Below are 23,841 nucleotides of genomic sequence, written 5' to 3' on the forward strand. Positions count from 1 at the left end.
GATGATTAATGCGTCGCTTATCGCCGCGGAATGATCTCCCTATATATATTGCAGGGGAAATGTAAATGGTGAATCGGACGCATCATTTTCCAAAATCGAGTGTCCGGTCCTGTCGATTCTTTTGTCAGGAAGAATGCCCTTGCGTAGCATGATGCTGAACTGAAACGTCCCGTTTTCCGGCCTTTAGCCATAAACCGAGCGAGAGAATAAAGCAAGCCATAGTAAAGGCGGCCACGGCCATAAATTGTCCCGTTCTTCCGTAAAGAAGGCCCGCGATGTATGCGCCAGCGGTCGTTGCTCCGTACATGGCGGCATTGCTTAAAGCGGCGATCGTGCCTCGGGCTTGATGTGCGAGCGATTGGAGTTCGGTTATCATCACTGGAAAGAGGGTGCCCATGAGAAGGAAAATGGCAAACAACCCGGCTTTCACAAAAGACGGAGAGGAGGTATTGGAGATGCCGAGATATAACAGGCCCGCCGCGCCTAAAGCAACCACCAACACCTTGTTTTTCCCGAACCGGTTGACGGTCCGGCTGCCCAAGAAACTGCCGATTAGATTGCCGAGTCCCAAAAACATCATAACTTGCCCCGTTCCCGCTACGCCCAACGAATACGCGTCGGCCAGCCAACTTCCGAGAAAGCTGAAAGCCGCAAAGTTGCCAAGCTGAAAAGCAAAGTAGGCGATGAACGAAATTTTCCCGTTTCTAGCCGTAAAGACACTCCTGTAATTTTGAAGAATAGAGAGGCCGGGCGATCGCCGAGGCGTCTGTTCCGGCGGGAGATCGGGCACCACGAAACGAATCGGTATCGCGAGCAATAAAGCAAAAACGCCCAAGAGAAAGAAAGGCAGCGACCAGGTGCGATCCGCCATAAAAGCCCCCAACGGGACCCCTAGAGTTTGAGAAACGGCGAGCCCACCCGTGACGATCCCCATAGCTCGCAAAATTTGGTTAGGACGAACAAGCGAAGGGATGGAAGCCCATATTTGCGGGGTAACGATAGCCGCCGAAATGCCGGAAAGAGCGCGGAACAGCAGCATCACGGCAAAGCTAGGGGCTATTCCGCATAAAAAAGTCGATATCCCGAAGCCGATCATCCCGTATAACATCACTTTTTTTCGGTTCCATCCATCCGATAGCGGCCCGATTACCAGGGCGAATAAAGCGTATCCGAGCGCGTAAGCACCAACCATCCATCCGGAACTCGCTACCGAAACGCCGTACGTTTCCCGCAAAACCGGGAGTAACGGAGAGATGAGAAAGGTATCCGTACCGATAAGAAACATGAGCAAGAAATAAAGAACGATAATAGGGTTCATGAAGCCATCTCCTTTGCAGCAACGATGCAGTCTGTAGTTATGTAGTACAACAACTATTGAACTAATAGACAAAAAGAATGTCCTTGCGTCACAAGGACTCAAGGAACCCTGGAAGGAAAGCGGCAAATGCGGCTTTGTTGATTTTCGTATAGCGGGTTTGCGCGTCTTTTCTTACGGTAATCAGTCCGGCTTCCCGAAGTGTACGAAAATGGTAAGATGCGTTCGATTTCGAGATGGCGCAAATTTCGCCTACCTCCCCGCAGGCCATCTCCTTATCCTTGTTGTACAATGTCCGGATAATTTCAATCCGGGTGGGATCAGCCAAAGCCTTAAAAATTTTGACCAGAGTGTCATCCGATTTCGTTAGTTCAATAGTCATAAAACCAAGATACAAAAAATCAAACGAGATTGCAAGTGATTTAAGTTAACCGCATGGAGTTGACGAAACCTCCGTAAATAAATTTGTAATTTGCAAATTTAAGGTGAAATAGCAGTCCTCTACGGACTGCAGCATAAGCTGGATTTTCCCATAGCTTCATTCAGCAGGCGGATGGAGCGCAGGATTGTTTCCTTTTCAAACTCGGTCAGGTGCGAGAAGATTTCCTCGAACGTCCGGGCCATCTGAGCATCGATGGAGGCTGCGACGGAGTTCCCTTCCGCGGTCAAAGACAGATTGTAAACCCGGCGGTCCGCCACATCCGGATTTTTCTTCAACAAATTCATTTTGACGAGCGATTGAACCTGTCTGCTGAAGGTGGTGATATCCGTATCCAGCGCATCGGCGATCTCCTGCATGGACGGCTTGTGCCGGCGGTTTACTTCGTACAGAATATGGCTTTGAACCAAAGAAATTTCGGTGCCGCCGGCCTTGCAGCAATTTTTGTTCAACGATCCAAAGTGGCGGGTCATCGTTTGTAACAGTTCACGCGTATTCTCCATACTTTCATCTCCTCTAGACCTCTAGTTATACCGCATTTAATTGCATAATGCAAATATGGCATCATGACAAAAAAAGACTATGATCTTCCCGAAAGGGATCACCATAGTCTTTCTTGTTCCCGTTAAATCACATATACGTATTCCTTGAGTTCCTTCTTCTTCAAACCGAATTCAAACGTATCCTGGCGAAGTCCCCGCCGCATCGTCTCCAGCGAAAGCACTTCGGTTGGAGGAATATTGCCCAAGTGCACGCCGGGACCGAATTTACGCAAAAACAGAACCTGCTGATGCTTCAGAGGCGCTTCCCACATCAGGCGGTTCAGATCCGGCACGAATTTCAGCACATCGTCCAGCAGATTCGTCCGACATTCGCCCTTTTCGTCGAAAACGCCCACCCCTGTACCGGATTCGCGCGCCTCCACCGTTAACAGTTCGGCACCGGCGGCGAGGTCCGTTTCCATCGTTTCGGCGAGCGAGGCGGCATCGATCAGAGATCCCGACAATTTTTTGCCGTATTCCGTGAACACGATCAATCCCCGCTGTTTCCCTTCCTTGATCAGTTCGGTGCGCTTCTGCCGCGGAAGATTTATCGTGCCGTCGGACACCTCAATCCCGTTAAAGCCCAAATTACAGACGGTATTGAAAAAAGCGGGCACCACATCCTGCTGAACGGCCGTCTCCAAAAGCGTCCCTCCCGGCATGACGACAATACCGTGCCGTTTGGCCAGGTCGATTTTATATAGCAGCAGTTCGGTGCTGTACAGAGGGGCCGTGCCGAAGCCGAGTTTAATGCAGCTGATGTAGGAAGAGGCCGTTTCGATCATGTCCGTAAACGAATGCCTGCCGAGCCCCTTATCGATGACCATCGTCTGTCCGCGTCCCGTCCCTGCGGCCCTGCTTTCTGGATCCGGTTCCGCCGCGGCATCTAGGCGAATTCCGCTCGGATCGCACAGTTCGGAGGGCCAAACTCCACGCAAGGAATTTTTCATCTGAACTCTCCTCAATTCTTTAGACTTTTCATGTCATCAGGTGACATTGATATCTTATGCGTGGAGCCCCTGACAGGTGCCCAAAGCCGGAGAGCAAGCGAAAGCGTCACTCCGCCAATTTGGCGGGAGGTCTGATTAAGAAGAACACGAGCCCCAACGTAATGAAGGACAAGGCCGAAACGGAGATAAACACGAGCCGGTCCGATTGATCCATCATCCAGCCGAACAAAGGCGGGCCGAATGCCACGCCCAAAAAGCGCAGACTATTGTAAAGCGAGGTGATCATGCCGCGTTCGCTTTTTTGCACGGCGCCCGTAATCATCGTATTTAAACAGGGGAGAAGGAGCCCTGTCCCGATACTGCTTAACGTGAGCAGCCCGATAAATACATAAATGTTGGTAAAGAAAAAAATCGTGGCGGCCAGCGAAACGCTCATCATCACCAGACCGATATTCATAAGCCAGCGAATCAAGGTTCCCTTTTTCTTGATCAAGCTGCCTGTCGTGTAGGAAGTGATGACCATGCCCAACAGCGGGATGGCCAGGATAAGGCCTTTCATGACACCATCGATTTTATAGGGCGGATCTTCGAGCGTATTCGACAAATAAAACAGGACGCCGAATAGGATAAAAAGCCCCAGCGATCCGGCGAAGAAGGAGGTGATGAGCCAGCGGCCTTTTTCCTTGAAAATTTCCCCGAGTTTGCCGATATAGCTTTTCAGATCCTGCTTCTTCTCATGCTTCGGCTCCTTGATCATAAAAAGAACGGCCAGCAGCGAGAGGGCGCAAAACACCGGAAAGGCAAAGAAGGAGGCATACCAGACGATCAGCACGAGCAGGGAGCCGATAATCGGGCTGAGCACCTTTCCCACGCCGTTGGAGGCTTCAATTAAGCCAAGCGCTTGGCTTTCCGTTCCCCCTTTGTACATATCGCCTACCAGCGCCATGGCAATCGGCGCCGTTCCGGCGGCGGCCATTCCCTGAATGGCCCGGGCGATAATGATCACCGTATAGGAGTCCCAGATCGCGCCGAACCCCGCAAGCAGCCCGGCTCCGCCGTATACAATCAGCGCCGGAATGATGATTACTTTCCGTCCGAACCGGTCCGACAGGTAACCGATCACGGGGATAAAAATACCGGCGGCCAGCGAAAAGATGGAGATAATCAAACTGCTCTGGAATTTGTTGATGCCAAGCTCTCTTTGCATTTGGGGCAGAACCGGAACCAGCATCGAGTTGCCGAAGACTAGGACAATCGGGATGGTGGCAATGGCGATAAATTCCCAAATACGGCCTTTGCCGCCGCCGTTTGTTTTCTTTTTCTCCGTTTTTTCGGACGATTCCGACTCGCGCTCCAGATCGATATCGCTCTCAAAGGTAATATTCAGCTTACGGGATTTCGTTTTAGCCATAGGTTTGATCTCCTCTGAACGGAAATGTACTAAATGTTAGACTATCCCGCTTTGGGCTTCATTATTTGTGTTTTCGAAAAAGGTTGGCTTTGGTTATGAAGGGCACTTCCCGGAGCTCGGGCCCATATACTGGGATGGGAAGCAATATATCGGCAGAGGAGATGTCCATGCAAATCAACATAGTTCAGGGTCATGATCCGGATCCCGGGCCTACTTTCGCGAATGTGGTCATTGATACGATCCGGGCCTTTACGGTGGCGCATTTTGCTTTTTTGAACGGCGTGAGGTCGATCTACTTGGCGGAATCGGTGGAACAAGCGTTATCCTTCCGCAAACATCATCCCGATTGTTTGCTCGCCGGGGAAATTCAAGGGCTTCCGATCAACGGGTTTGATCTGGACAATTCTCCGGCGCGAATCGACCGGACCCCGCTAAATGGAAGACGGCTTATCCAAAAAACAACGAACGGCGTACAAGCGGCCTTGAATGCGCTGAATTCGGAATACGTGCTGGTTACCGGTTTGTCCAATGCTAGAACTACGGCCAATTTTCTAAAAAGAGTGCTGCAGCAACATTCGCCGCAAGCTCCCGTAGTTCAGTTGATCGCCTCCCATCCGAGCGGAGATGACGATCTGGCATGCGCCCAATACATTCAAGGCATCCTAAATTCGTCGGGAGGCCCTGACTTGGAAGCCACGGTCCGCAGAATACGGGAGTCGGAGGCGGCCCAAAAATTTTTGGACCCGGGGAGACCGGAGTTCCCTTTGGAGGATCTGACCTATTGCACAGCCGAACTCAATACCTCCTTTGTAATGCGTGTCCGCCACAGAGAAGGTCTGGCCTGGATTGAGCGGCAACCGATTTCATGATAAAATAGATTTTATTTCTTTATCCGCGTTTATCGCGGTTTTTTTGTGGGGGGAGCTAAGATTGTTGATCAGAGAGCTGGAGGAACAAGATAATGCCGCTATCGAAAAGATTATACGGAGCTGCCTGATCGAATTCGGCGGGAATCGCTCGGGACTGGCTTGGGAAGACGAGAGCTTGCGTGATCTGTACCGATATTATAAGCCCGAAGGCAGGGCATATTGGGTGATCGAGAAGGACGGGCAGGTGGCAGGGGGCTGCGGAATCGCTCCGTTTGCCGGTTCCCGTGAGGTCTGCGAACTGCAGAAAATGTATCTGGACAAGCCGCTTCGCGGCACCGGAATCGCGGGATTACTACTGGATACGGCACTGCAATTCGCTAAATTGCATTATTCTCAATGCTATCTGGAAACGCTGCGGACGATGACAGCAGCTAATCGTTTTTATACGAAGCACGGTTTTGAACCCTTGGACACCCCGCTGGCAGGCTCGGAACACTTTGCTTGCGATGCCTGGTATATCAAGGATTTGTATGATTCAAGCGATAACGAATAAAAAGCAGAAGGAATCCCCTAAAGGGGTCATTCCCTCTGCTTTTTTCGAGTGTCCGCCATCTTCTCCAGATCCGCCAATTCTTTTCGTTTCGCTGCAATGGATCGCTCCAACCGGTTAAGCTCGTCCGTTGCTTTCCGGGCCTCCGATTCGGCAGTCTGAATATGCCGCTCATACTCCATCCTCCGCCGTAGAGGAATCAAGACACAATCGTAATAAGTCTTTCCCTCGGAAACCCTTTTACTTGCATTAAACAGGACGGGCACATCTGCACCTTGGTTAGATTTCAAGGATAAGTACATTTCTTCGACAAGACCGTTAAGACGGATCAGCGGCATAAAATAAATTTGAAAAAAGACCCGGCTCGATCGCGTCAGCAGGAAATCGAATCGGGTGCCGCGGAGCCCGTTGACTTTAAAGTCAAGCAGCCGACAAAAGGTGGTGTTCGCTTCCAGAACAAGGAGTTCTTCCGTCAGTTCCAGATAGCCGCAAGGAGCCAAGTCCAGCCGTTCATCCATGTTAACGGGGAAGCTCCATACCGGAAGAAACATGAGATAAATAAGATGAGATCAGACGTATCGTTTCTTCCGGATGACTGACATGCGGGCAATGGCCGCGTGCGTCCATAAGTTGCAATTCGCTCCCGGGAATTTGACGGTGAACGAAGGCTCCGACTTCGAGCGGCGCTATGACATCCTCGTCGGATTGAAGAATAAGGGCGGGGACTCTGACTTGGGAGAGCTCGGCCCGATAATCCGAAAGGAAGGTAGCTTTGGCAAACCGGCGGGCGATGTCAGGATCCGTGGAACAAAAGCTCCCCTCCAACTCCCGGGAAAGTTCCGGACGTTCCGCATTCCCCATGATGATAGGAGCGAGGTAATTGGCCCAGCCCATAAAATTTTGGTCCATGATTTCGAACAATTGATGAAGTTCCTCCAGTTCAAACCCTCCGATGTAATCGGGGAGGTCGTTTATGTAGCAGGGGGAGGGACCCACCAAGATGAGGCGGTCAAAATATTCCGGTTTGCGGATCGCCGCCAACAAGCCGATCATGGCACCCACCGAGTGCCCGACCAAAATGGCGTTGCTCCATTCATGGGCTTCGCATATCTCAAGCACATCCTGGGCGTACCCGTACAAATCGGCGTATCGTTCAGGATCATACGCGGTCTTGTCCGACTTGCCGGATCCGACAAAGTCGAATAACACGACCCGATAATCCTTTTCAAACGTTGGTGCGACAAACCGCCACATGTGCTGGTCGCAGCCGAATCCGTGGGCAAAAATAAGCGGCTGTGAGCCGCTGCCTGCAATGTTGACGTTGTTTCGTGCTGTTATATACTCCAATTGTGCGTTCAATAGTAAGCCTCCTTTACCCGGATTCTTTAACATTATACCCATCTTGTCGAAATAAGAATAATTTTAAATATTTTTCTGATAAAAAGTTTATCTATTTAAAAAATACCGTTTAAGGAACTTCAACTGCTGCACCCGCCGCCGCAGCTGCTGCAGGAAGATCCGCCGCTGTCGGAGGATCCCCCACCATCTGATCCGCAGGAGCCCGCATGATGGTCCGTTCCATGGCCGGAATCACTGTGGTGGTCTCGCAGGTCATCGCTACCCGAGCTGCAGCCCGAACCGCTGCAACTGGATCCGGACGAATCCTTCTTGATTGCTTTTTCAGGGGCTAGGTAATCCGAGAAATTGTTCGGGTCGGTCATGGAGAAGAAGACAACGGAAGTGAGCAATACTTCCGAATTTTTAAAATTAACGGGCTTGCGAACATTTTCCGCCAGTTCTTCGTCGACCCTCTCCATCCGATATTGGAGCGCCTCTTTTACGGATTGAATCGCTTCACGAGCTTCGGGCAACCGATCGTAAGTCCATGCATTAAATCGGCCGCCTTGAGCGGGCGGGTCGGAAGCGTTTCGGTATGCCTCTAGCTCTTCGCGCGGAAGCGGGTGGCGGAAGAAACGGCCCCACAACCGTTCACTGTAAGGGTTCCAGCCGAAAAGCTCCACATATACGAAATCGAACCAAGCCCGCTCTCCGGGAATCGGAACGGAGGCTGCCGGATTAGGGGTATGGTGCAGCATGCGGCCGAGATATTTGTCGGAGAAAGCCTGATAGTCTCTCGTATACATAAGCATTTCATGCCAAACTTCATCCACCGCTTTACTGAACATCGGTACGCGATCCAAAACCGCGCACATCACGTAAAAGCGCTGCAGTTCAAGCCATCGCCATTCATATTCGCGTTCGGTCATTCCGGGGTGTTCGTTTAGAACACGCTGCTTTACGGACGCTTTGTAAGAAGGAGGAATCGACTTCTCCAAGCGGCTCACGAGCGGCCACACTTCACTGTTCGATTCTGCGACCGGTGGAGGCGGAGGGGCTTTGCGCAAACTTTCTTCAGAAGAGCGAGTTGAACTTTTTTTCCTGGATTGGGATAATAAGATAATCACAACGACGACAGCTAGGACCAGGACCCCGATGAAGATAACCATGCCATCTTCCTTTCTCATTAAGGGTTTATTCAGAATTATGTCAAATTTAAACTACACTTGCAAAACAATAAAAGGGAAAAGGAGGGAGGAGAACCTTGTCCACACCTGCGATCTACCTGATTACGGGCATCATGGCCAGCGGAAAATCGACGGTCGCCCAACTCCTGGCCGAACAATGGGAGCACTCGGTTCATCTTCGGGGTGATATTTTTCGTAAGATGATCGTTAATCATCGGGCCGAAATGACTCCTGAAGCGGAAGGAACGGAGGCGGAAAATCAGCTTTGGTTGAGATACCGACTGGCCGCGCAAGCCGCCGATACCTATGTTCAAGCCGGATTTACAGTGGTCGTACAGGATGTTGTCATCGGCCCTATGCTGAGCGAATTTGTGGCTTACGTCCGCAGCCGGCCGCTTTACGTCATTGTCCTTTGCCCCGATCCAGAGGTTGTCGCCAGAAGAGAGGAGCAACGCACGAAAAAGGGATATGGTTCTTGGACGGTAGAGGCGTTGAACTCGGTCTTACGGAAAGAAACTCCGCAAATCGGCCTCTGGCTGGACACTTCCCGCCTCAGCCCCGAGGAGACGGTTACGGAAATTAGAGCCCGGGCGGAATCCGAAGCTTTGGTCTTGCCTTAACTCGTATTAACATACTTTAAGAGGAGGAATTATGATGATTTTATTGGAGCCTTTTTATTAACTCCGTCTTTCGGTTATCCGCGGACCTCCTATTTTGGTAGATGGGAACTTACAAGAAAGAAAGGGTATAAACCAAAGGAGGGATTCGGATGCGCTCCGAACGAGAAATGTTTGACTTAATCTTAGATGTAGCCAAGAGTGACGAACGTATTAAAGCCGTTGTCATGAACGGTTCACGCACGAACTCGCACGTAACGCGCGATCTTTTTCAAGACTATGACATTGTATATTTGGTGGATAACGTAACCTCTTTTATTGACGATCCCGAATGGATCGATGTTTTCGGAGAGCGGCTGATTCTCCAAACTCCGGAAACGATGACGTTGGTCCCGCCTCAGGGCGGGGGGCGGTTCGCCTATCTTATGCTGTTCGCCGATGGCAACCGGATCGATCTGACCCTCGTTCCTATGGAAGAGAAGGAGCTTTTTCTCCAGGAAGATAAGTTGACGCGGATTCTCCTGGACAAAGAGGGTGTACTTCCCGAACTTCCTCCGCCTACGGATGAAGACTACCTTATTAAAAAGCCTACGGCCGCTTTGTTTGGCGACTGCTGCAACGAATTTTGGTGGGTATCGACCTACGTGGCTAAAGGGTTATGGCGCAAAGAGATTTTATACGCCTATGACCATATGAACATCGTCCGGAACATGCTTTTGCAAATGTTGATATGGAAAGTAGGGTTTGAGACCGGGTTCTCTTGCAGCGTGGGAAAAAACGCGAAATTCCTGTCACGGTATGTGGATCAAGACACGTGGAGGCAGCTTCTTCTCACTTTCCCGGGAGGATCCGTCGAGCAGATCTGGCGGGCGCTTGACGCGATGACAGAACTGTTTGAACAGACGGCACAACAGGTAGCGGCAGCCCTTGAAGCGGTATATCCCCTGGAAGAGTACAGGAAAGTAAAAAACTACTTGAGTGACGTTCACCGGCTTGCCCCGAATGCCACGGTTTTTCAACCCTCCCGTTTGGAGGAAGCGGGCTTACGGACGGAGAATGGGCCGTTCCCGATGAGCCGTGAATCCCGGTTGGAAATCGCGGAGGAGATTAAGGAGCGGGTTTTGGAGACACACGGGGAACGCGTTAAAGCGATCGGGATATATGGTTCCATGGGACGGGGAAGCGACGGACCATACTCCGATTTGGAGGTCCGCTGCGTGCTGAATAGCGCTGGAGAGGAATACAACCATGAATGGTCGGCCGGAGCGTGGAAAGCGGAAGTCAATTTCGTCAGTGAGGATATCCTCCTCGAGGATGTCTGTACGATCGAAGGGGATTGGCCGCTTACGCATGGGCAGTTTTTATCCGTATTGCCGCTTTACGATCCGGACGGTTTCTTTGCGAATTTGAAGCAAACCGCCATCTCTCAGGATGAGGCCAAATTTCGCCATGCCCTTCAGGCGCTTATGGTTGAGGAGATGTTCGAATACGCCGGGAAGTGGCGAAATGCCGGTGCCCGGGGGACGGAATCTTTTCTTCCTGCCCTGGCTGTGAAAACGGCGGAGGCGGGAGCCATGCTGATAGGTCTGCATCACCGGACTTGTTATTCGACCGGAGCGCGGGTTCTGTCCGAAGCGCTGGAATTGCCGAATCGTCCGGAAGGATTTGATCGTCTATGTCAACTTGTGATGACCGGTCAATTATCCGAATCCGAGAGCGTCCTGGAGGCGTTGGAGGTTTTTTGGGAAGGGGTGAACGGGTGGTCCGCACGGAACGGGTATACGATGACCGAGCCGCGGCGAATCCCCTTTTAAAATGGCGATCATCATCAAGCAATTGAGCGAATCCGACCTCGGACTTCCCGTTCATATTCGCAATGAATTTATCGTGGACTCCGTCTTTCAATTGACCATGCAAGACAATTTGATCCGATATGAAATTATCCCCGTACCTGCCTATACGAAGCGTTACCCGGAAGAGCCGGAAGACCGTCTTCACATGGCGGATTATATGAACGATCCCGATAAATTGCTGGTTATTGCCCGTACCGAGCAAGCGATCATCGGCCTGGCGGCAGCGAGCACGAATTGGAACCGGCTTGCGTTGTTGGAGGAGCTGAGTGTGGATACCGACTATCGGCGGCACGGCCTGGGCAGAAGCTTATTAGATCGGGTCAAGGAATGGGCGAAAGCCCGGGGATTGGCCGGGATAACGCTGGAGACGCAGCATAACAATGTGCAAGCCTGCAAGTTCTATGAACGTTATGGCTTCAAGATCGGCGGATTTGACCGGTATGTCTACAAAACCTTCGAATCTTCCAAAGATGAAATCGCGCTTTACTGGTATCTTATGTTTTAGCTAGCCGGATAGGAAAAAGGAGCAGAGGACGATGGTCCGCATCTGCTCCTTTTTTTCGAAGTGCTTCGTTTATGGCTCCGGAGTTAGCCTACGCTTTCAAACCGTCCAATACTTCCTCCACTTCAAAGTTAAGTATAAGATCATTTAAGTTTGATAGCTTCAATTCAGCACACAATCAGTATGTATGTAAACGTGCAACCTATAAATTTATAGGAAATAAGGATTGGATGACTTTTCCTTACCCTGGTAAGCTTGTGTCAACAAGGGAATAGCGAATGGAGGTTGAATTCTATGGAAGCTGATCATGTCCAGGACCGCGCAGCATTATCGGGAAAATTAATAAGTGTCTTAAATTCGCGTTCTTTGAAAAGCACGCATTCGAGATTGGCAGGGATGCTATTGCCTGGACTCTCCGTTTTGGACGTTGGCTGCGGCACCGGTGCGATCACACGAGGCATTGCCGAAGCTGTAGGGCCCTCAGGCCATGTTGTCGGCATGGATGCCAATCCGCAGTTGATCGAACAAGCCCGTCAAATGCATGGCTCCGTTCCAAACTTGACTTTCCAAGTAGGCGATATTTATCACCTGGATTACAAGGAAGCTTTCGATCTGGTCACGTGCGCCCGATTGCTTGTTTGGCTCTCTGACCCGTTGGGTGCCTTAATGAATATGAAGCTTGCTGCCAAAAAAGGGGGACGACTTCACGTTGCCGACTATAATCATGAAAAAATCAGTTGGGATCCCCAGCCGCCCGCCAGCATGCTGACTTTTTACGCCGCTTATTTAAAATGGCGCAGCGATGCCGGACTGGACAACACGATCGCGGACCGACTGCCTGAATTGTTTAGCGATGCGGGACTTTCGGAAGTCCAGGTTCATCCGCAGCACGAAAGCATTACGCGCACGGATGAGGATTTTGCGTCCCGCATCCGGATCTGGGCCGATACCGCTTCAAGCCGGGGGCCTCAAATGGAGAGGGATGGTTATATTTCGGCTTCCGAATACAGGAAAGCGGAGGAAGAATATCGTATGTGGTCTGAACGGGAAGCGGATAAAATGCAGATGTATATGCTGGCCGTGGAGGGAGTAAAGACTAACTGACGGAGGAGACATAACGGTAGCAGCCGCTTCTTCTGCAAAATCATGAATAATTCGAATAATTAATCCGGTGAATTAATGAGATGAATTGATGTCGGGTTTTGTCGAAAGAAGGTGGGGGCTGATTTCTGATATTTAATGGAGAGCGCATTTTGTATTATTAATGATATTAAATAACCAACACAACTCCCTATCTTGCTTAGTAATTCATCATATTAACTAACCCAGCGACCGATTTGCTTATTCGGCTCATTGGGAGACATGGTAATGCAACAGGCCACGCCATTCCTTTCGGAATGCGAGGCCTGTTTTTTCGTCCATTAACGACTTACTTTTCGGTAATTTTAATTTCTTTGATTTGCACTTTTTCTGTCGGAGAGCTTGGTTCCCCGGAATAGGGATTCGCTTCGACAGGGGTGGCGGCAATCGCGTCGACGACATCCATACCTTCCGTCACCTTGCCGAAGATCGTGTAATTTGGCGTCTGGTTTAAATTGCGGCTATCGTCACCGGTACAGATAAAAAACTGACTTCCGTTCGTATCGGGTCCGGCGTTGGCCATGGCGACAATCCCGGGCTCGTACGTATAGTTTGTTTTTTCATCTTCAAATTGGTAGCCGGGACCGCCCGCTCCGGTTCCTTCCGGGTCTCCGGTCTGAATCATAAACGTCTGAATGATTCGGTGGAAGACTACGTCGTTGTAAAAACCTTGCCGGGCCAGAAAGACGAAATTGTTCACGGTTTTCGGGGCGTCCTTGGCAAAAAGTTCAATTTTGAAGTTACCCTTTGATGTCGTGATTTCAGCCTCGTAGGATTTGCCGGTGTCGATTTCCATCGCCGGCGGGGTATCCCAGCTTAATTTCTTGTCCGGTTCCTGCGGCTCAGCAGCCGGTGACGCTGGCTCTGTTGTTCCTTGCGATTGCTCCGCCGATTCACCCGTTTTCTCACTGTATTTACTGCAGCCGCTAAATAGGATTGCAGCAAATAGCAGTATAAAGACGGGCATCACTACAAACTTTTTTCTCATCTTTGCTTCATCACTCCTTTTGCAAACCTTGATCTATCATACTGATTTTCCGACAAAAAATCCAGCCAGGTGAGGGGATAAATCACCGGGAAGGCGGGGAGGTTAGGGAATAACCTTATTCGTTTGGAAGATGTTACGAAAGCGGGTGATCCTCATGTCAATGCTAAACAAAATAGGGTTAATACTGACGATGATCTTGCTTTGTCTGGTTGCCAGCGGGTGTCTTAAGCAAGGTCAGACAACCAGGGAACCGGATTTGATCCGAGTTAAATCGCTGAAAGGGCGCGAGTCGAAAAAGGTCATACTCATTGTCGCCGATTCTCTGATGCCTCAAGCCATCGAGAACGGGGTGGCAAACCAAAAGCTTCCGGCGTTTCAGTACCTGATCCAGCATGGCCAGTACTATAACAATATGGTCAGTTCTTTTCCCACCATGTCCGTAACGATCGACAGCTCACTGCTTACCGGGGCTTATCCGGATGGCCACCGGATTCCCGGATTAACCTGGTATTCCACCGAAGATCAGGAGTTGATCAATTATGGAACGGGCCCGTTGGAAGTCGTCAGGCTAGGGATAGATCCGGTTTTGACGAATGCCGTCATCCACTTGAACGGAAGCCATTTAAATCCCCAGTTGCCTACGATATATGAGGAATTGGCCCGTCTAGGAAGGAGAACCGGCAGTATAAACGGGCTGATTTACCGGGGAACCGAGAGCCATACATTATCTCCGCCCGCCTGGATGCATGCCCCTACCTCACTGCCCAAGTCCATTAAAGTTAAGGGACCGGACTTTCTAGCTTTAGGGAGCTTGGCCGATCCGCTTAAAGGGATTGCTAAATTGCCGGACGGTTTAACCCGGCGTATGGGGCTGAATAATGATTTTTCCGTGGCAACGGCCAATTATTTGATCAGGAACCGCAAGCTGCCTGATTTTCTGTATGTGTATTTGCCCGACCTGGATAAGCAAATACATAAGCAAGGCCCTTCCCCGGAGGTAAAAGGCGTCCAGGAGTTGGATCGACAGCTTCAATCTCTGTTGGACAGCTTCGGTTCGCCGAAGGAAGCCCTGCAACAGGCCGTGTTCATTGTGATTGGCGACAGCGGAATGACGCCGATCCTGCCAAAACAAGATCAATCCGTCATTGATTTACGTTCTCTTTTTAAAGGGTATAATGTGCTGCAGCCGGGGGATCAGGTTTCGGAAAAGACGGAGGCGGTTCTCGCGGTCAATGAAACGATGGCTTATGTGTATGATCTTAAATCGGATAAGCTTGACACATTTGCCGGCATCCTACATGCGGATCCACGGATTGACTTCGTTTCGTGGAAGGAAGGAGACTGGATCCATGTCGTTCAGGGCGGTGGGACAACCATGCTTCGATTTAAAAAAGATGGCCCTCTGACCGACCTTTATCGGCAAAACTGGTCCGTTGATCAAGATACTTCCATCCTGGACTTAACCATAGACACCGCCCAACGCAAATTAGACTACGGCCGTTATCCGGATGTACTGCGTAGGCTATACGGGGCCTTACATTCCCACCCCGGAAATTTCCTGGTTGTCACCGCCAAACCCGGTTACGAACTGGCGGACACCAGTTCGCCGACACATCCGGGAGGGGGAGGGCACGGATCTTTCGGTAAGGAAGAGTCGCTGGTTCCCCTGATCATAAGCGGTACGGAAAAACGGCCGCAGCATTTACGGATCGTCGATCTCAAAGATTTTCTGCTCCAAGTGGTAACCCAGTGAAGAAAATACAACATAAATAAAATTATGTAAACTATTCTACGGGCGATTAATTCCTTAATCGCCTACTCGTGGTATACGTCTGCAAATTCGAATATAATAGGGTAGAAAAAAAGCTATAGTAACGCTAGTTTTACAGGTTCAGAATCGGGGTAAAAGCATTAAAAGACTGCCTATAGAAGGGGGACTTACTGATTGAAAAGACTATGGAACCGAAGGCCGCTCTTGACCAGGTTGCCCACACTTCTTTTATCCGTATTCTTCTTATCGGCGTGTGCAGCCATTGAGAGCGTGAACCAGTCATTAAATTATATGAACGACGCTACGGGATATATTGAGCAGGTCTCCACGGCGGGGACTTCAGCAGATGGCCAGGAATGCGGTCAACAACCCCGATATCACGGCCCAATTTCAGGACAAATTGGATCAGCTTCAAACGAAGGCCAACGAATTCAAACAACTGGATCCGCCGGCTATTGGCGAGGCCGTTCATGAGAAGTTACTTTCCTATAACGAGCAGTTGATTACTTCGGTCACTCAATTTAAAGAAACGTTGGCTGCGCAAGGCTTTACTCTTGAGAACTGGGAACAAACCGGGATCCCCAGCCTCATTGAAAATATTAATAATATTAGACAGCAGTTGGGCGAGCTTGGTGGAGGATAAGTGATTGAAGAAAAATCCTGCTCCGGTCTTATAAGAGAAATCGGGGCAGGATCACTTTTCGTCCGATCTAATCCGGTTTTTGTGCCCGTTCAACAATATCCTTCCAGTCGTATCCTTCCAAAGGCATATCGTCTACATTCAACGTTTCCCCGCAACGCACTTCCAAAATCTCCATACCCGTTTCGGTCCCTATGGCATAACTTCCTTGGGAAGTGATGGAGAATTGGTCGCCCGCCTTTACCTCAAATGCCTGGCCGTCAAGAATCACTTGGCCGCTTCCGGAAAGTACAGTCCAGGCCTTAAATCCTGTCCGATGAAAGCGCAAACCGATATGATTTCCGGGGAAAAGCGACAGCTTCACGGTGAGAACGTCGGTGTTTCCTCCGCCGGGGGACCTGTCGATCACCCGGTAGTTGCCCCACTTTGTTTCCCCATACATCGGCTCCATTGGAGCATCACCCAATTGAGCCTTAATTTCATTGGAGGATGTTTTGTCGGCGATCAAAATGCCATCCGGACTTGCGGCTGCAATGATCCCGGGAACTCCGAGAACATGAATCGGATAGGGGAGGTCGTTGACGATATGGGAGCCCGGGGAATGGCCGGAGATGCTTCCATTGCCGCATACGTTGGCATCCAGCAGCTGAGACAAAGCGTCCCAACTTCCGATATCTCGCCACACTCCCGTGTAAGGCAAGACAACGGCATTTTTCGTTTGCTCCGCGACTTGTTTGTCGAAGCTCCTCTCCGGCAGCTGTTCGTAAATACGAAGCAAATCGTCAAAATGGGCCGGCATCCCGGCGTTCTCCATGTTGGCCAGCATAAAAGACGTTGTAAAAGCATATACCCCGCAGTTCCACAACGCTTTCCGCTCCAGAAGGGTTTCGGCTAAACCGGAATCCGGCTTCTCCAAAAATTCAGCGACGGGGATAAACCCGCTGCGGTTACGATTTCCCGGCAAGATGTATCCGTACTGATCCGAAGCATGCGTAGGCGTGGTTCCGATTAAGGCAATATCGGATTTTGCGGCCTTCAGGAGATCCGGAAGCAGCTTAAAAGTTGCGAAAAAATCGTCTCCGGCGAAGACGTCCGCCGGCGCAATACAGATGATTTCGTCCTCCCGGCCCCCAAGACGGGATTCCAGGTATAATGTGGCCAATGCGGCGGCCGTAAAAGTCCCTCGCTTGAAAGGTTCGCCTATGATCGGAATTAAACCTTTGGTATGCCGGGACGCCAGGCTGGCCTGATTTTGCTGGGAAACTAGAAGCGTGGAACGCAGCAAGTCGGTTTGATCCAATTGACGGCACACCCTGCCAAGCATGGATTCTCTGCCTCCTTCGGGGGAAGGAAACAGTTCCACAAACAATTTGGACCGCTGCTCATTGGAGAGAGGCCAGAGCCTTTTGCCGGCACCGCCGCACAGCAGTACTAGATGCATGGTCCGCTTCCCCCTTAAGCCTGGGAGGCCTTGCTGTATATTTTTCGTTTATGAAAAGAGAGGGAGCGGTATTTGAGGGCCTGCCTGCGGATTTGTTTTTCGTTTAAAGAAGAAGCGTTCGAACTCAGGCTTTTGTTCCTGGCGCTTTTAAGCAGCACACTGCCCGGAGCCAGCGCATACAGATAGTTGGCGTAAGTTTCGTACTCGGAGAAACCGAACTGCTTCTTCTTGTTGATACAGTGGATAATCGCCCGATACCACGGCATCCGATGCTTGGCTTCGATTTTCTTCTTCAGCGAAGCGAGCTTCGTTTTTTCGAACAGCATATAATGGGTGACAAAAGATCGGGGTCTGAGCGCTTTCACCCCGAGCAGTTTTCGGTAGGTATTGAAGTACTCCGGCTGGCTCCAATCCCGGCAGTAAAAAACCGTTTTACCGCCGGCCAAGAAAGAATGGGGCGTGATCAATACAGTGTCCGCATCTATGACTAAAAAGTGATTGGCTTTAACAATTCGATCTCCGTTCATTTTGAGCAGTTGTTGATATAACCAACCTGACCGATTCCAGCGGGATGACTGATAATGGATGTCTTGTTTGGTGATGGGAAGTACGGATCTTTCATTCACAAACACGCACTTCTTATTGGCACAGAGGTTTCTGATCCTCTGGCTGGCGGGGGAAACGATATAAATTTGCCCGATGGGGTGCTGTACGTAACGGCGTAGATGATCAATGGCATAAGGGAGGGTCCCCAAATCTTTTTCAATGGCAGGTATCAGAATATCGATGACGGGCCCGTGCTTCATCCGCATTCCGGTGCGCTCCGGCATTTCCTCAACTCCTTGCGTCAAATATCCTATCGAGTTCATGGTATGTGAAATTGAAAAAATTGGTCAGGGCATAGGTATGAATCTTATTTTATTGGAAAAAAGGCCCTTGAATCATGACTTGTTCGGCGGATCCGCATAAGATGGAATGACCTTGGGAGAACGACGAGGATGAATGACTAATTTAAAAGACGGGAGAGGTGTGGCGTGGGGCATGATAAGCTTCAACCTTTAAGAAGCAAAGGGTTAAAGACGAAAGTGCTGCTCAAAAACGAATCCATTCGGCGTTTTGTCCCCGATACGCAGAAATTCACCAAAGAGAATTTACGAAGTATGATCAACCGGTACGAAATGGTTTACGTTAAACCGGACCGCGGCACTTACGGTATGGGCGTTATAAAAGCCGAAATGGAGAATTCCCGTTATTTTGCCTATCAAATCAATCAAAAGCGCCTGACATTCAACCATTTTGACGCGTTCTATACGAGTCTTGCCCGGTTGATTCAAAAACGAAGCTACCTGATCCAAAAAGGCATCCATCTGTTGAAGCACAATAACCGCCGATTCGATATTCGGGTGATGGTCCAATTAAGTCCGGACAATCAATGGGAAGCTACCGGAGTCATCGGCCGGCTCGGTCACCCGAAGAAAATCGTAACCAATTATCACAGCGGCGGGAAACCGATGGACGTCCATACACTGCTGAAATCTCATGTTTCCGCCGCACGGCGCGAGGCGTTAATCCAGGAAATGAAGGGATTGGGTCTGCGAATTGCCCGGCACATGAAGAAATCCTACCCGTATTTGAGGCAGATCGGCGTTGATATCGGTCTCGATCGGAGTCTAACCCCCTGGATTATCGAAGTGAACGTCAAACCTGACCCGTATATTTTTAATCAATTACCGGATAAGAAGATGTATCGTAAGGTAATTAGATACTATCGTTTGGGTATGAAGAAACAAAAGTAGCGGCAAGCGTATTATGGGATAAAACAAAAAAACTCCTGTCCTTAACTGGATCATGGAGTTTTTTGGGTGCGGATGCAATTAAACCAAACAATAGAAACCTGGTTTCGAATGCAACCGGATAATTTGAAGTGGAGAACGTTAGCGTTCGTCCTCTAGGCAGGCTGCCCAATCGGCAGCCTTTTTTGTATTCTGCTGAAACATGGCCGGTAATAGAAATATCACTTGTAACGAAGTCCATTGACATCATGACTTTTCGGTCATATTATATGACTATTAAGTCATAATGAATGCGGAGGAATTACATTGCCTAAAAGAACCTTTAACCGACTGGACGACGACAAAAAAGAAAGAGTCATGCGAGCGGCCATTGAAGAATTTCAGGCCCATGGCTTCGAACAGGCAAAAATAGAAGTGATCGCCCAAAATGCGGGAGTAGCCAAGGGCAGCATCTATCAATACTTTGACGATAAAAAGGATTTGTTTTTATATTCTGTCACATGGGGGCTGAATTATTTTATGAAGGCGATCGACAGACAAACCCCATTGAAGGATATGGATGTTTATGATTACTTTCTATCTGGAAACCGTGAACGGTTTGAGCTGTTGAAGAAAGAGCCTCTGCTTGTTGCGTTTTCCATGGATATCGTCTCGGGCAAATACGGCAGCCTGACGAAGGAAGCCAATAGCGAATTAAACAGGGTCGGTGAGGAATATGAGCTAAAGCTGATTGCCAACGGCAAAAAAAGAGGAACGATCCGCAACGACCTGGACGACAGCATTCTATTGCTGTTTTTTCAGGGGGTAACGGAAAAATTTACTGCTACCATTATAGCAAAGGCCAAGGAGTTTGAGGGCGAGCTTACGGAAGAACAATTTAACGAGATGGAGAGCCTTTTGAAAAGCATGGTCGCCTTATTAAAACAAGGAATGGAGAGATAACTATGTTTATTGCGGTAAAGAATTTGAAAAAGAGCTACACTACGGGCAAAAGCAAAACCGAGATATTGAAAGGGGTAAGTCTTGGGCTTGAAAAAGGGCAGACAGGCGTCATACTCGGCCCGTCCGGCTCGGGAAAATCAACGCTGATGAACATTATTGGCGGCGTGGACCTTGCGGACAGCGGCAGTATCCGTGTCGACGGCTTGGAGCTTGCTGCGCTTAACGACGATCAGCTGACGGATTACCGCAGGGATTCGGTCGGCTTTATATTTCAGTTTTACAATCTCGTACCGAATCTTACCGTCATGGAAAATATCGAAGTGGTAGCCAATATTTCAAAAGCTCCGCTGGATATGGATACGGTGCTGAAAGCGGTTGGCCTGGAAACGAAAAAAAGGAATTTCCCAAGGGAGCTATCCGGAGGCGAGCAGCAGCGTGTCGCGATAGCCCGCGCCATTGTCAAGAACCCGAAGCTGCTTTTGTGCGACGAACCGACCGGTGCGCTGGATTATGAGACGTCCCGCAGTGTGCTTTCTCTTTTGCAGAGAATAAACCGCGATTTGGGAACGACCATCCTGATGATTACCCACAACACAGCTATCGGCGATATGGCGAATGTGGTCTACAAGGTGCGCAGCGGAGAGATTGTGGAAACGATCCGGCATGAAGAAACAACAGCAGCAGAAAGGATTGAGTGGTGATGACACTGCTAAAAAAAGTAACAAGGACCATGCTGGAACATAAATCCAGGTATATCGGGTCTATGCTTTTACTGATGATCAGCAGTATGATGTTTGTCATGTTAAATATGACATCAGCCAATTTGATTTATACGTTCAAGACGTTTTCCGAACGGAACGTTTTGTCCGACGCGGAGTTTTCCACCGATACCGCCATTGACGCGGCCGCTCTCAGCCGGCAATTTGCCGCGAAGCTTGAAATTGGCGGCACGGTGGACAGCGAAGTGAAGCCCGGTCAAACGCTGCGGGTGTTTCCGATGATGAACACCGTCAATATTCCCGCCGTCCAAGAGGGGAGCGTACCGGGCCGTTCGGAAATCATGCTCGACCGTCTGTTTGCCGAAACAAACGGTTACCAAATCGGCGACACCATCCATGTCGCAAACAAAAATTATACCGTTTCGGGCTATACGCTGCTGCCTCATTTTATTTATGTTATCCCATCGAAAGATACGATGATGAACGACCCTAAAACCTTCGGCGTCGGTGTTGTCGGCAAAGCGGATTTTGATTCCATGCAGGATCGGAATAAGGTTTACGCCATCCGTTTCGACGAGAGGGGAAATATTAAATCCCAGGAAGCGGCACTAAAAAACGCGCTGCGTTCGCAGGGTATCCGCATAACGAACTGGCAAAGCACAGAAAAGAAAGTCAATGTATCCTACGTTCCTATGAAGGCAAGCATACAATCCACGATGAGTGCAGTTGTGCCGCTTGCCATGCTTGCGCTCACCTGTGTTTTGCTCGGAATGCTGATGTGGCGGATGATCAGGAGCGAATCCGTCATTATTGGGACATTGTACGCGCAAGGCTATAGAAAACGGGAATTACGCCGCCATTATTTGATGTTCCCGCTAATGGTGTCGGTTATCGGCTCAGTGGTCGGCTCCATATTGGGGTTATTGTTGGTGGCCCCCGTATTCAACTTTATGCTGACGGCCTTCCCTATGCCGGTTTATGAAACGATATTCAATCCTTGGCTGATGATTGTCGCCATACTGCTTCCGGTTATCATTCTTTGCAGCGTCACATGGGGCGTTATCGGCAAAGTTTTAAAAACGCCTCCGGCCATCCTTATGAAAGGCGGAGAAACCAAAAGAAAAACGAATTTCATAGAACGGAACCTGCGGCTTGACCGTGTGAAATTCAATACAAAGTTCCAGATCAGGGAGCAGGTTCGCAGCTTATCGAGAAGCTTATTGCTGTTGTTTGGGGTCGTTGTCGCCACAATGCTTATATTATACGGTTTTGCGATGAAAAGCTCGGTTGACTATATGCTCAATAAAGGCGTGAAGGAGATGTACAACCTGAAATATGAGTATGTTTTCAAATCGGAGAAAACCGGAGCTGCGCCCGCAGGAGGCGAACCGTTCGGCGCGGCGTATGTGAGCCTTATAAATAATGATGAAATCAGCTTTTATATGACCGGCGTTCTGCCAGACACCGGGAAGATCATTCTGAAAGATGGCTCCGGGCAAGTACTTAAACCGGATTCCAACATTATCACGGCGCCGCTGGCGAAAAAGCTTAGTGTGAGTACAGGCGACAGCGTGACCGTGTTCGATGTGGAGAACGGGAAGGAGCATACGTTTATCATTGAAAAAGTGGCGGATACGTACGCCGGCGAATTTTTGTTTATGCCGCTCGACCGATTTAATAAAGAATTTGGCTTGCCTGTGGATGCTTACATCGGTATTTGGAGCGACATGCCGATGAACTTTTCTCAGGGCGAGCTCCAGAATACCAAATCCATCGATGCCATAATTGCAGGCTTCGGCAGCTTGATCAATCAGATGGCGCCAATGATTTACGGCTTAATCTTTGCTGCATTTATCGTCGGTCTGATTATCATCTATATTGTAACCGGTATGATGGTTGACGAAAGCCGGGCCAGCATATCGCTAATGAAGGTGTTCGGATACAAAAAGAAAGAAATCAATACATTGATATTGGGCAGCAATACATTCATTGTTGCGGCAGGCTTTCTGCTCGGTATTCCCGCTTTGCTGGGAAGCATAGGCGCGCTTTATCAATCGCTCACAGAGTCATTGCAGCTCGTAATGCCGGTCAAACTTAATTTCTTCTATATGGTGCTCGGTTTTGTTATTGTAATGATTACGTTTGAGTTTGCAAAGCGGATGTGCAGAAAAAAAGTAGCCCGTATCCCGATGAGCGAAGCGTTGAAGGCGGGAGCGGAGTAAGATAAAGGCTTTTGCTGGGGAGCAAGGCGTATTACAAGAGCACTCGGTACTCGTCGTCATCATCGGACAGAGCCATTTGAAACGCTTCTGCGACGCGCCGTAGCCGTTGCGTTTTATCTCCAAACCTGCGGGGCAGACTGGGATTCCTTTAGGCGAGATGCGAATGTCGCTGCCCGTTTCCAGAGGTTTTGTACCACGTACGTTGAGATCAATGAACGGCTCGATGTGCTGATGCACGATCATAGATCGCGCCGGCATCAGCACATCGAGCAGCCGACCCAAAGCGAATCATATACATGTTCACAAAACTCGTATTTTGTACATATGTAATAGATAATTTGCCATGAAACAAATCTTGACCATTCCTTTCATTATTGAGCCTGAACATCTCAATTTTATGGGAATGGTCTTGTTGGTCAAACCCTAGATCCCTCCACGCGGTTTTTTGTTTCGCGCGTTTCACGCACTCAACTGGCTAAAGCCGTAATCATAACCACCCGTCCAACGGGTGGTTTGCTCTTGGGGTATAACCCCCTGTTGCCAAACTGCGCCTAAAGACGCTAGCCTGACAATAAAATTGTTCAGGCTCAGTGTTTTTGTCACTTTCACTTA

At 49.6% G+C, this 23,841-nt stretch carries 23 protein-coding genes and 1 pseudogene; 13 read left to right on the plus strand and 11 right to left on the minus strand.

The window, feature by feature from the left end; all coding sequences use genetic code 11:
• Window positions 1–124 precede the first annotated feature (124 nt).
• The 5 genes from LBW89_RS21430 to LBW89_RS21450 form a co-directional block, all read right to left on the minus strand.
• A complete protein-coding gene (locus LBW89_RS21430) occupies window positions 125–1,318 on the minus strand; it encodes an MFS transporter (RefSeq protein WP_225040287.1) in 1,194 nt (397 codons plus the stop codon).
• An 88-nt stretch (window positions 1,319–1,406) separates the two neighbouring features.
• The gene (locus LBW89_RS21435; RefSeq protein WP_148457590.1) at window positions 1,407–1,697 is read right to left on the minus strand and encodes an ArsR/SmtB family transcription factor; all 291 of its coding nucleotides are present in this window, start codon (window positions 1,695–1,697) and stop codon (window positions 1,407–1,409) included.
• Window positions 1,698–1,816: 119 nt separating this feature from the next.
• Window positions 1,817–2,257: a MarR family winged helix-turn-helix transcriptional regulator gene (locus LBW89_RS21440; protein WP_225040289.1), complete on the minus strand. Its 441-nt coding sequence runs from the start codon at window positions 2,255–2,257 to the stop codon at window positions 1,817–1,819.
• A gap of 122 nt (window positions 2,258–2,379) precedes the next feature.
• Window positions 2,380–3,246 carry a phosphosulfolactate synthase gene (locus LBW89_RS21445; RefSeq protein WP_225040291.1) on the minus strand — a complete coding sequence of 289 codons (867 nt, stop codon included), beginning with the start codon at window positions 3,244–3,246 and terminating at the stop codon, window positions 2,380–2,382.
• A gap of 106 nt (window positions 3,247–3,352) precedes the next feature.
• A complete protein-coding gene (locus LBW89_RS21450) occupies window positions 3,353–4,657 on the minus strand; it encodes an MFS transporter (protein WP_225040293.1) in 1,305 nt (434 codons plus the stop codon).
• Between the two features lie 167 nt (window positions 4,658–4,824).
• On the opposite strand from LBW89_RS21450, the gene LBW89_RS21455 reads away from it, so the two are divergent.
• Both LBW89_RS21455 and LBW89_RS21460 read left to right on the plus strand, forming a co-directional pair.
• Window positions 4,825–5,526, plus strand: a complete 702-nt coding sequence (locus tag LBW89_RS21455; protein WP_225040295.1) for a 2-phosphosulfolactate phosphatase — start codon at window positions 4,825–4,827, stop codon at window positions 5,524–5,526.
• 61 nt (window positions 5,527–5,587) lie between these two features.
• Window positions 5,588–6,079 (plus strand): GNAT family N-acetyltransferase, encoded by a 492-nt coding sequence (locus tag LBW89_RS21460; protein ID WP_148457595.1) that lies wholly within the window; start codon window positions 5,588–5,590, stop codon window positions 6,077–6,079.
• Between the two features lie 26 nt (window positions 6,080–6,105).
• Here the strand turns inward: LBW89_RS21460 and LBW89_RS21465 are convergent, their stop codons facing one another.
• From LBW89_RS21465 to LBW89_RS21475, 3 genes are all read right to left on the minus strand, one after another.
• Window positions 6,106–6,594 (minus strand): serine/threonine protein phosphatase, encoded by a 489-nt coding sequence (locus LBW89_RS21465; protein WP_148457596.1) that lies wholly within the window; start codon window positions 6,592–6,594, stop codon window positions 6,106–6,108.
• A gap of 1 nt (window position 6,595) precedes the next feature.
• Window positions 6,596–7,435 (minus strand): alpha/beta fold hydrolase, encoded by an 840-nt coding sequence (locus LBW89_RS21470; RefSeq protein ID WP_225040298.1) that lies wholly within the window; start codon window positions 7,433–7,435, stop codon window positions 6,596–6,598.
• A gap of 119 nt (window positions 7,436–7,554) precedes the next feature.
• Window positions 7,555–8,421, minus strand: a complete 867-nt coding sequence (locus tag LBW89_RS21475; RefSeq protein WP_225040301.1) for a hypothetical protein — start codon at window positions 8,419–8,421, stop codon at window positions 7,555–7,557.
• Between the two features lie 257 nt (window positions 8,422–8,678).
• Between LBW89_RS21475 and LBW89_RS21480 the strand changes: the two genes are divergently transcribed.
• From LBW89_RS21480 to LBW89_RS21500, 5 genes and pseudogenes are all read left to right on the plus strand, one after another.
• Window positions 8,679–9,221, plus strand: a complete 543-nt coding sequence (locus LBW89_RS21480) for an AAA family ATPase (RefSeq protein ID WP_225040303.1) — start codon at window positions 8,679–8,681, stop codon at window positions 9,219–9,221.
• A 149-nt stretch (window positions 9,222–9,370) separates the two neighbouring features.
• Window positions 9,371–10,225: pseudogene (locus LBW89_RS21485) on the plus strand (aminoglycoside 6-adenylyltransferase); the annotation flags it as partial.
• Window positions 10,226–10,246: 21 nt separating this feature from the next.
• Window positions 10,247–11,032, plus strand: a complete 786-nt coding sequence (locus LBW89_RS21490) for an ANT(4')-I family aminoglycoside nucleotidyltransferase (protein ID WP_263639259.1) — start codon at window positions 10,247–10,249, stop codon at window positions 11,030–11,032.
• A gap of 1 nt (window position 11,033) precedes the next feature.
• Window positions 11,034–11,576 carry a GNAT family N-acetyltransferase gene (locus LBW89_RS21495; protein WP_225040305.1) on the plus strand — a complete coding sequence of 181 codons (543 nt, stop codon included), beginning with the start codon at window positions 11,034–11,036 and terminating at the stop codon, window positions 11,574–11,576.
• Between the two features lie 291 nt (window positions 11,577–11,867).
• Window positions 11,868–12,677: a methyltransferase domain-containing protein gene (locus tag LBW89_RS21500; protein WP_225040307.1), complete on the plus strand. Its 810-nt coding sequence runs from the start codon at window positions 11,868–11,870 to the stop codon at window positions 12,675–12,677.
• Window positions 12,678–13,002: 325 nt separating this feature from the next.
• Here LBW89_RS21500 and LBW89_RS21505 read toward each other — a convergent pair whose 3' ends face one another.
• Window positions 13,003–13,701 carry a peptidylprolyl isomerase gene (locus tag LBW89_RS21505; protein ID WP_225040309.1) on the minus strand — a complete coding sequence of 233 codons (699 nt, stop codon included), beginning with the start codon at window positions 13,699–13,701 and terminating at the stop codon, window positions 13,003–13,005.
• A gap of 160 nt (window positions 13,702–13,861) precedes the next feature.
• Here LBW89_RS21505 and LBW89_RS21510 point away from each other — a divergent pair, with 160 nt between their 5' ends.
• Window positions 13,862–15,454, plus strand: coding sequence for an alkaline phosphatase family protein (locus LBW89_RS21510; protein ID WP_318249428.1), 1,593 nt, complete (start codon window positions 13,862–13,864; stop codon window positions 15,452–15,454).
• Between the two features lie 364 nt (window positions 15,455–15,818).
• The gene (locus LBW89_RS21515; protein WP_225040311.1) at window positions 15,819–16,115 is read left to right on the plus strand and encodes a DUF6376 family protein; all 297 of its coding nucleotides are present in this window, start codon (window positions 15,819–15,821) and stop codon (window positions 16,113–16,115) included.
• 67 nt (window positions 16,116–16,182) lie between these two features.
• On the opposite strand, the gene LBW89_RS21520 is transcribed toward LBW89_RS21515, so the two are convergent.
• Both LBW89_RS21520 and LBW89_RS21525 read right to left on the minus strand, forming a co-directional pair.
• On the minus strand, window positions 16,183–17,553 hold the full coding sequence (locus tag LBW89_RS21520; RefSeq protein WP_225040313.1) for a sugar phosphate nucleotidyltransferase: 1,371 nt from the start codon (window positions 17,551–17,553) through the stop codon (window positions 16,183–16,185).
• 14 nt (window positions 17,554–17,567) lie between these two features.
• Complete coding sequence (locus LBW89_RS21525; protein WP_225040315.1) at window positions 17,568–18,383, minus strand: DUF6492 family protein; 816 nt, start codon at window positions 18,381–18,383, stop codon at window positions 17,568–17,570.
• Between the two features lie 204 nt (window positions 18,384–18,587).
• Between LBW89_RS21525 and LBW89_RS21530 the strand changes: the two genes are divergently transcribed.
• The 4 genes from LBW89_RS21530 to LBW89_RS21545 all read left to right on the plus strand — a co-directional run bounded on the left by LBW89_RS21530 (window position 18,588) and on the right by LBW89_RS21545 (window position 23,229).
• Window positions 18,588–19,349 (plus strand): YheC/YheD family protein, encoded by a 762-nt coding sequence (locus LBW89_RS21530; protein ID WP_225040317.1) that lies wholly within the window; start codon window positions 18,588–18,590, stop codon window positions 19,347–19,349.
• A 303-nt stretch (window positions 19,350–19,652) separates the two neighbouring features.
• Entirely contained in the window at window positions 19,653–20,288 is a 636-nt protein-coding gene (locus tag LBW89_RS21535) for a TetR/AcrR family transcriptional regulator (protein ID WP_148457607.1), read from the plus strand.
• A gap of 2 nt (window positions 20,289–20,290) precedes the next feature.
• Window positions 20,291–20,989 (plus strand): ABC transporter ATP-binding protein, encoded by a 699-nt coding sequence (locus tag LBW89_RS21540; protein WP_148457608.1) that lies wholly within the window; start codon window positions 20,291–20,293, stop codon window positions 20,987–20,989.
• Window positions 20,989–23,229 (plus strand): ABC transporter permease, encoded by a 2,241-nt coding sequence (locus tag LBW89_RS21545; RefSeq protein ID WP_148457609.1) that lies wholly within the window; start codon window positions 20,989–20,991, stop codon window positions 23,227–23,229. The genes LBW89_RS21540 and LBW89_RS21545 overlap by 1 nt, the downstream gene beginning before the upstream one ends.
• The last annotated feature ends 612 nt before the right edge of the window (window positions 23,230–23,841 follow it).

The sequence above is a fragment of the Paenibacillus sp. alder61 genome (assembly GCF_020179875.1).
GTDB classification, from domain to species: Bacteria; Bacillota; Bacilli; order Paenibacillales; family Paenibacillaceae; genus Fontibacillus; species Fontibacillus faecis.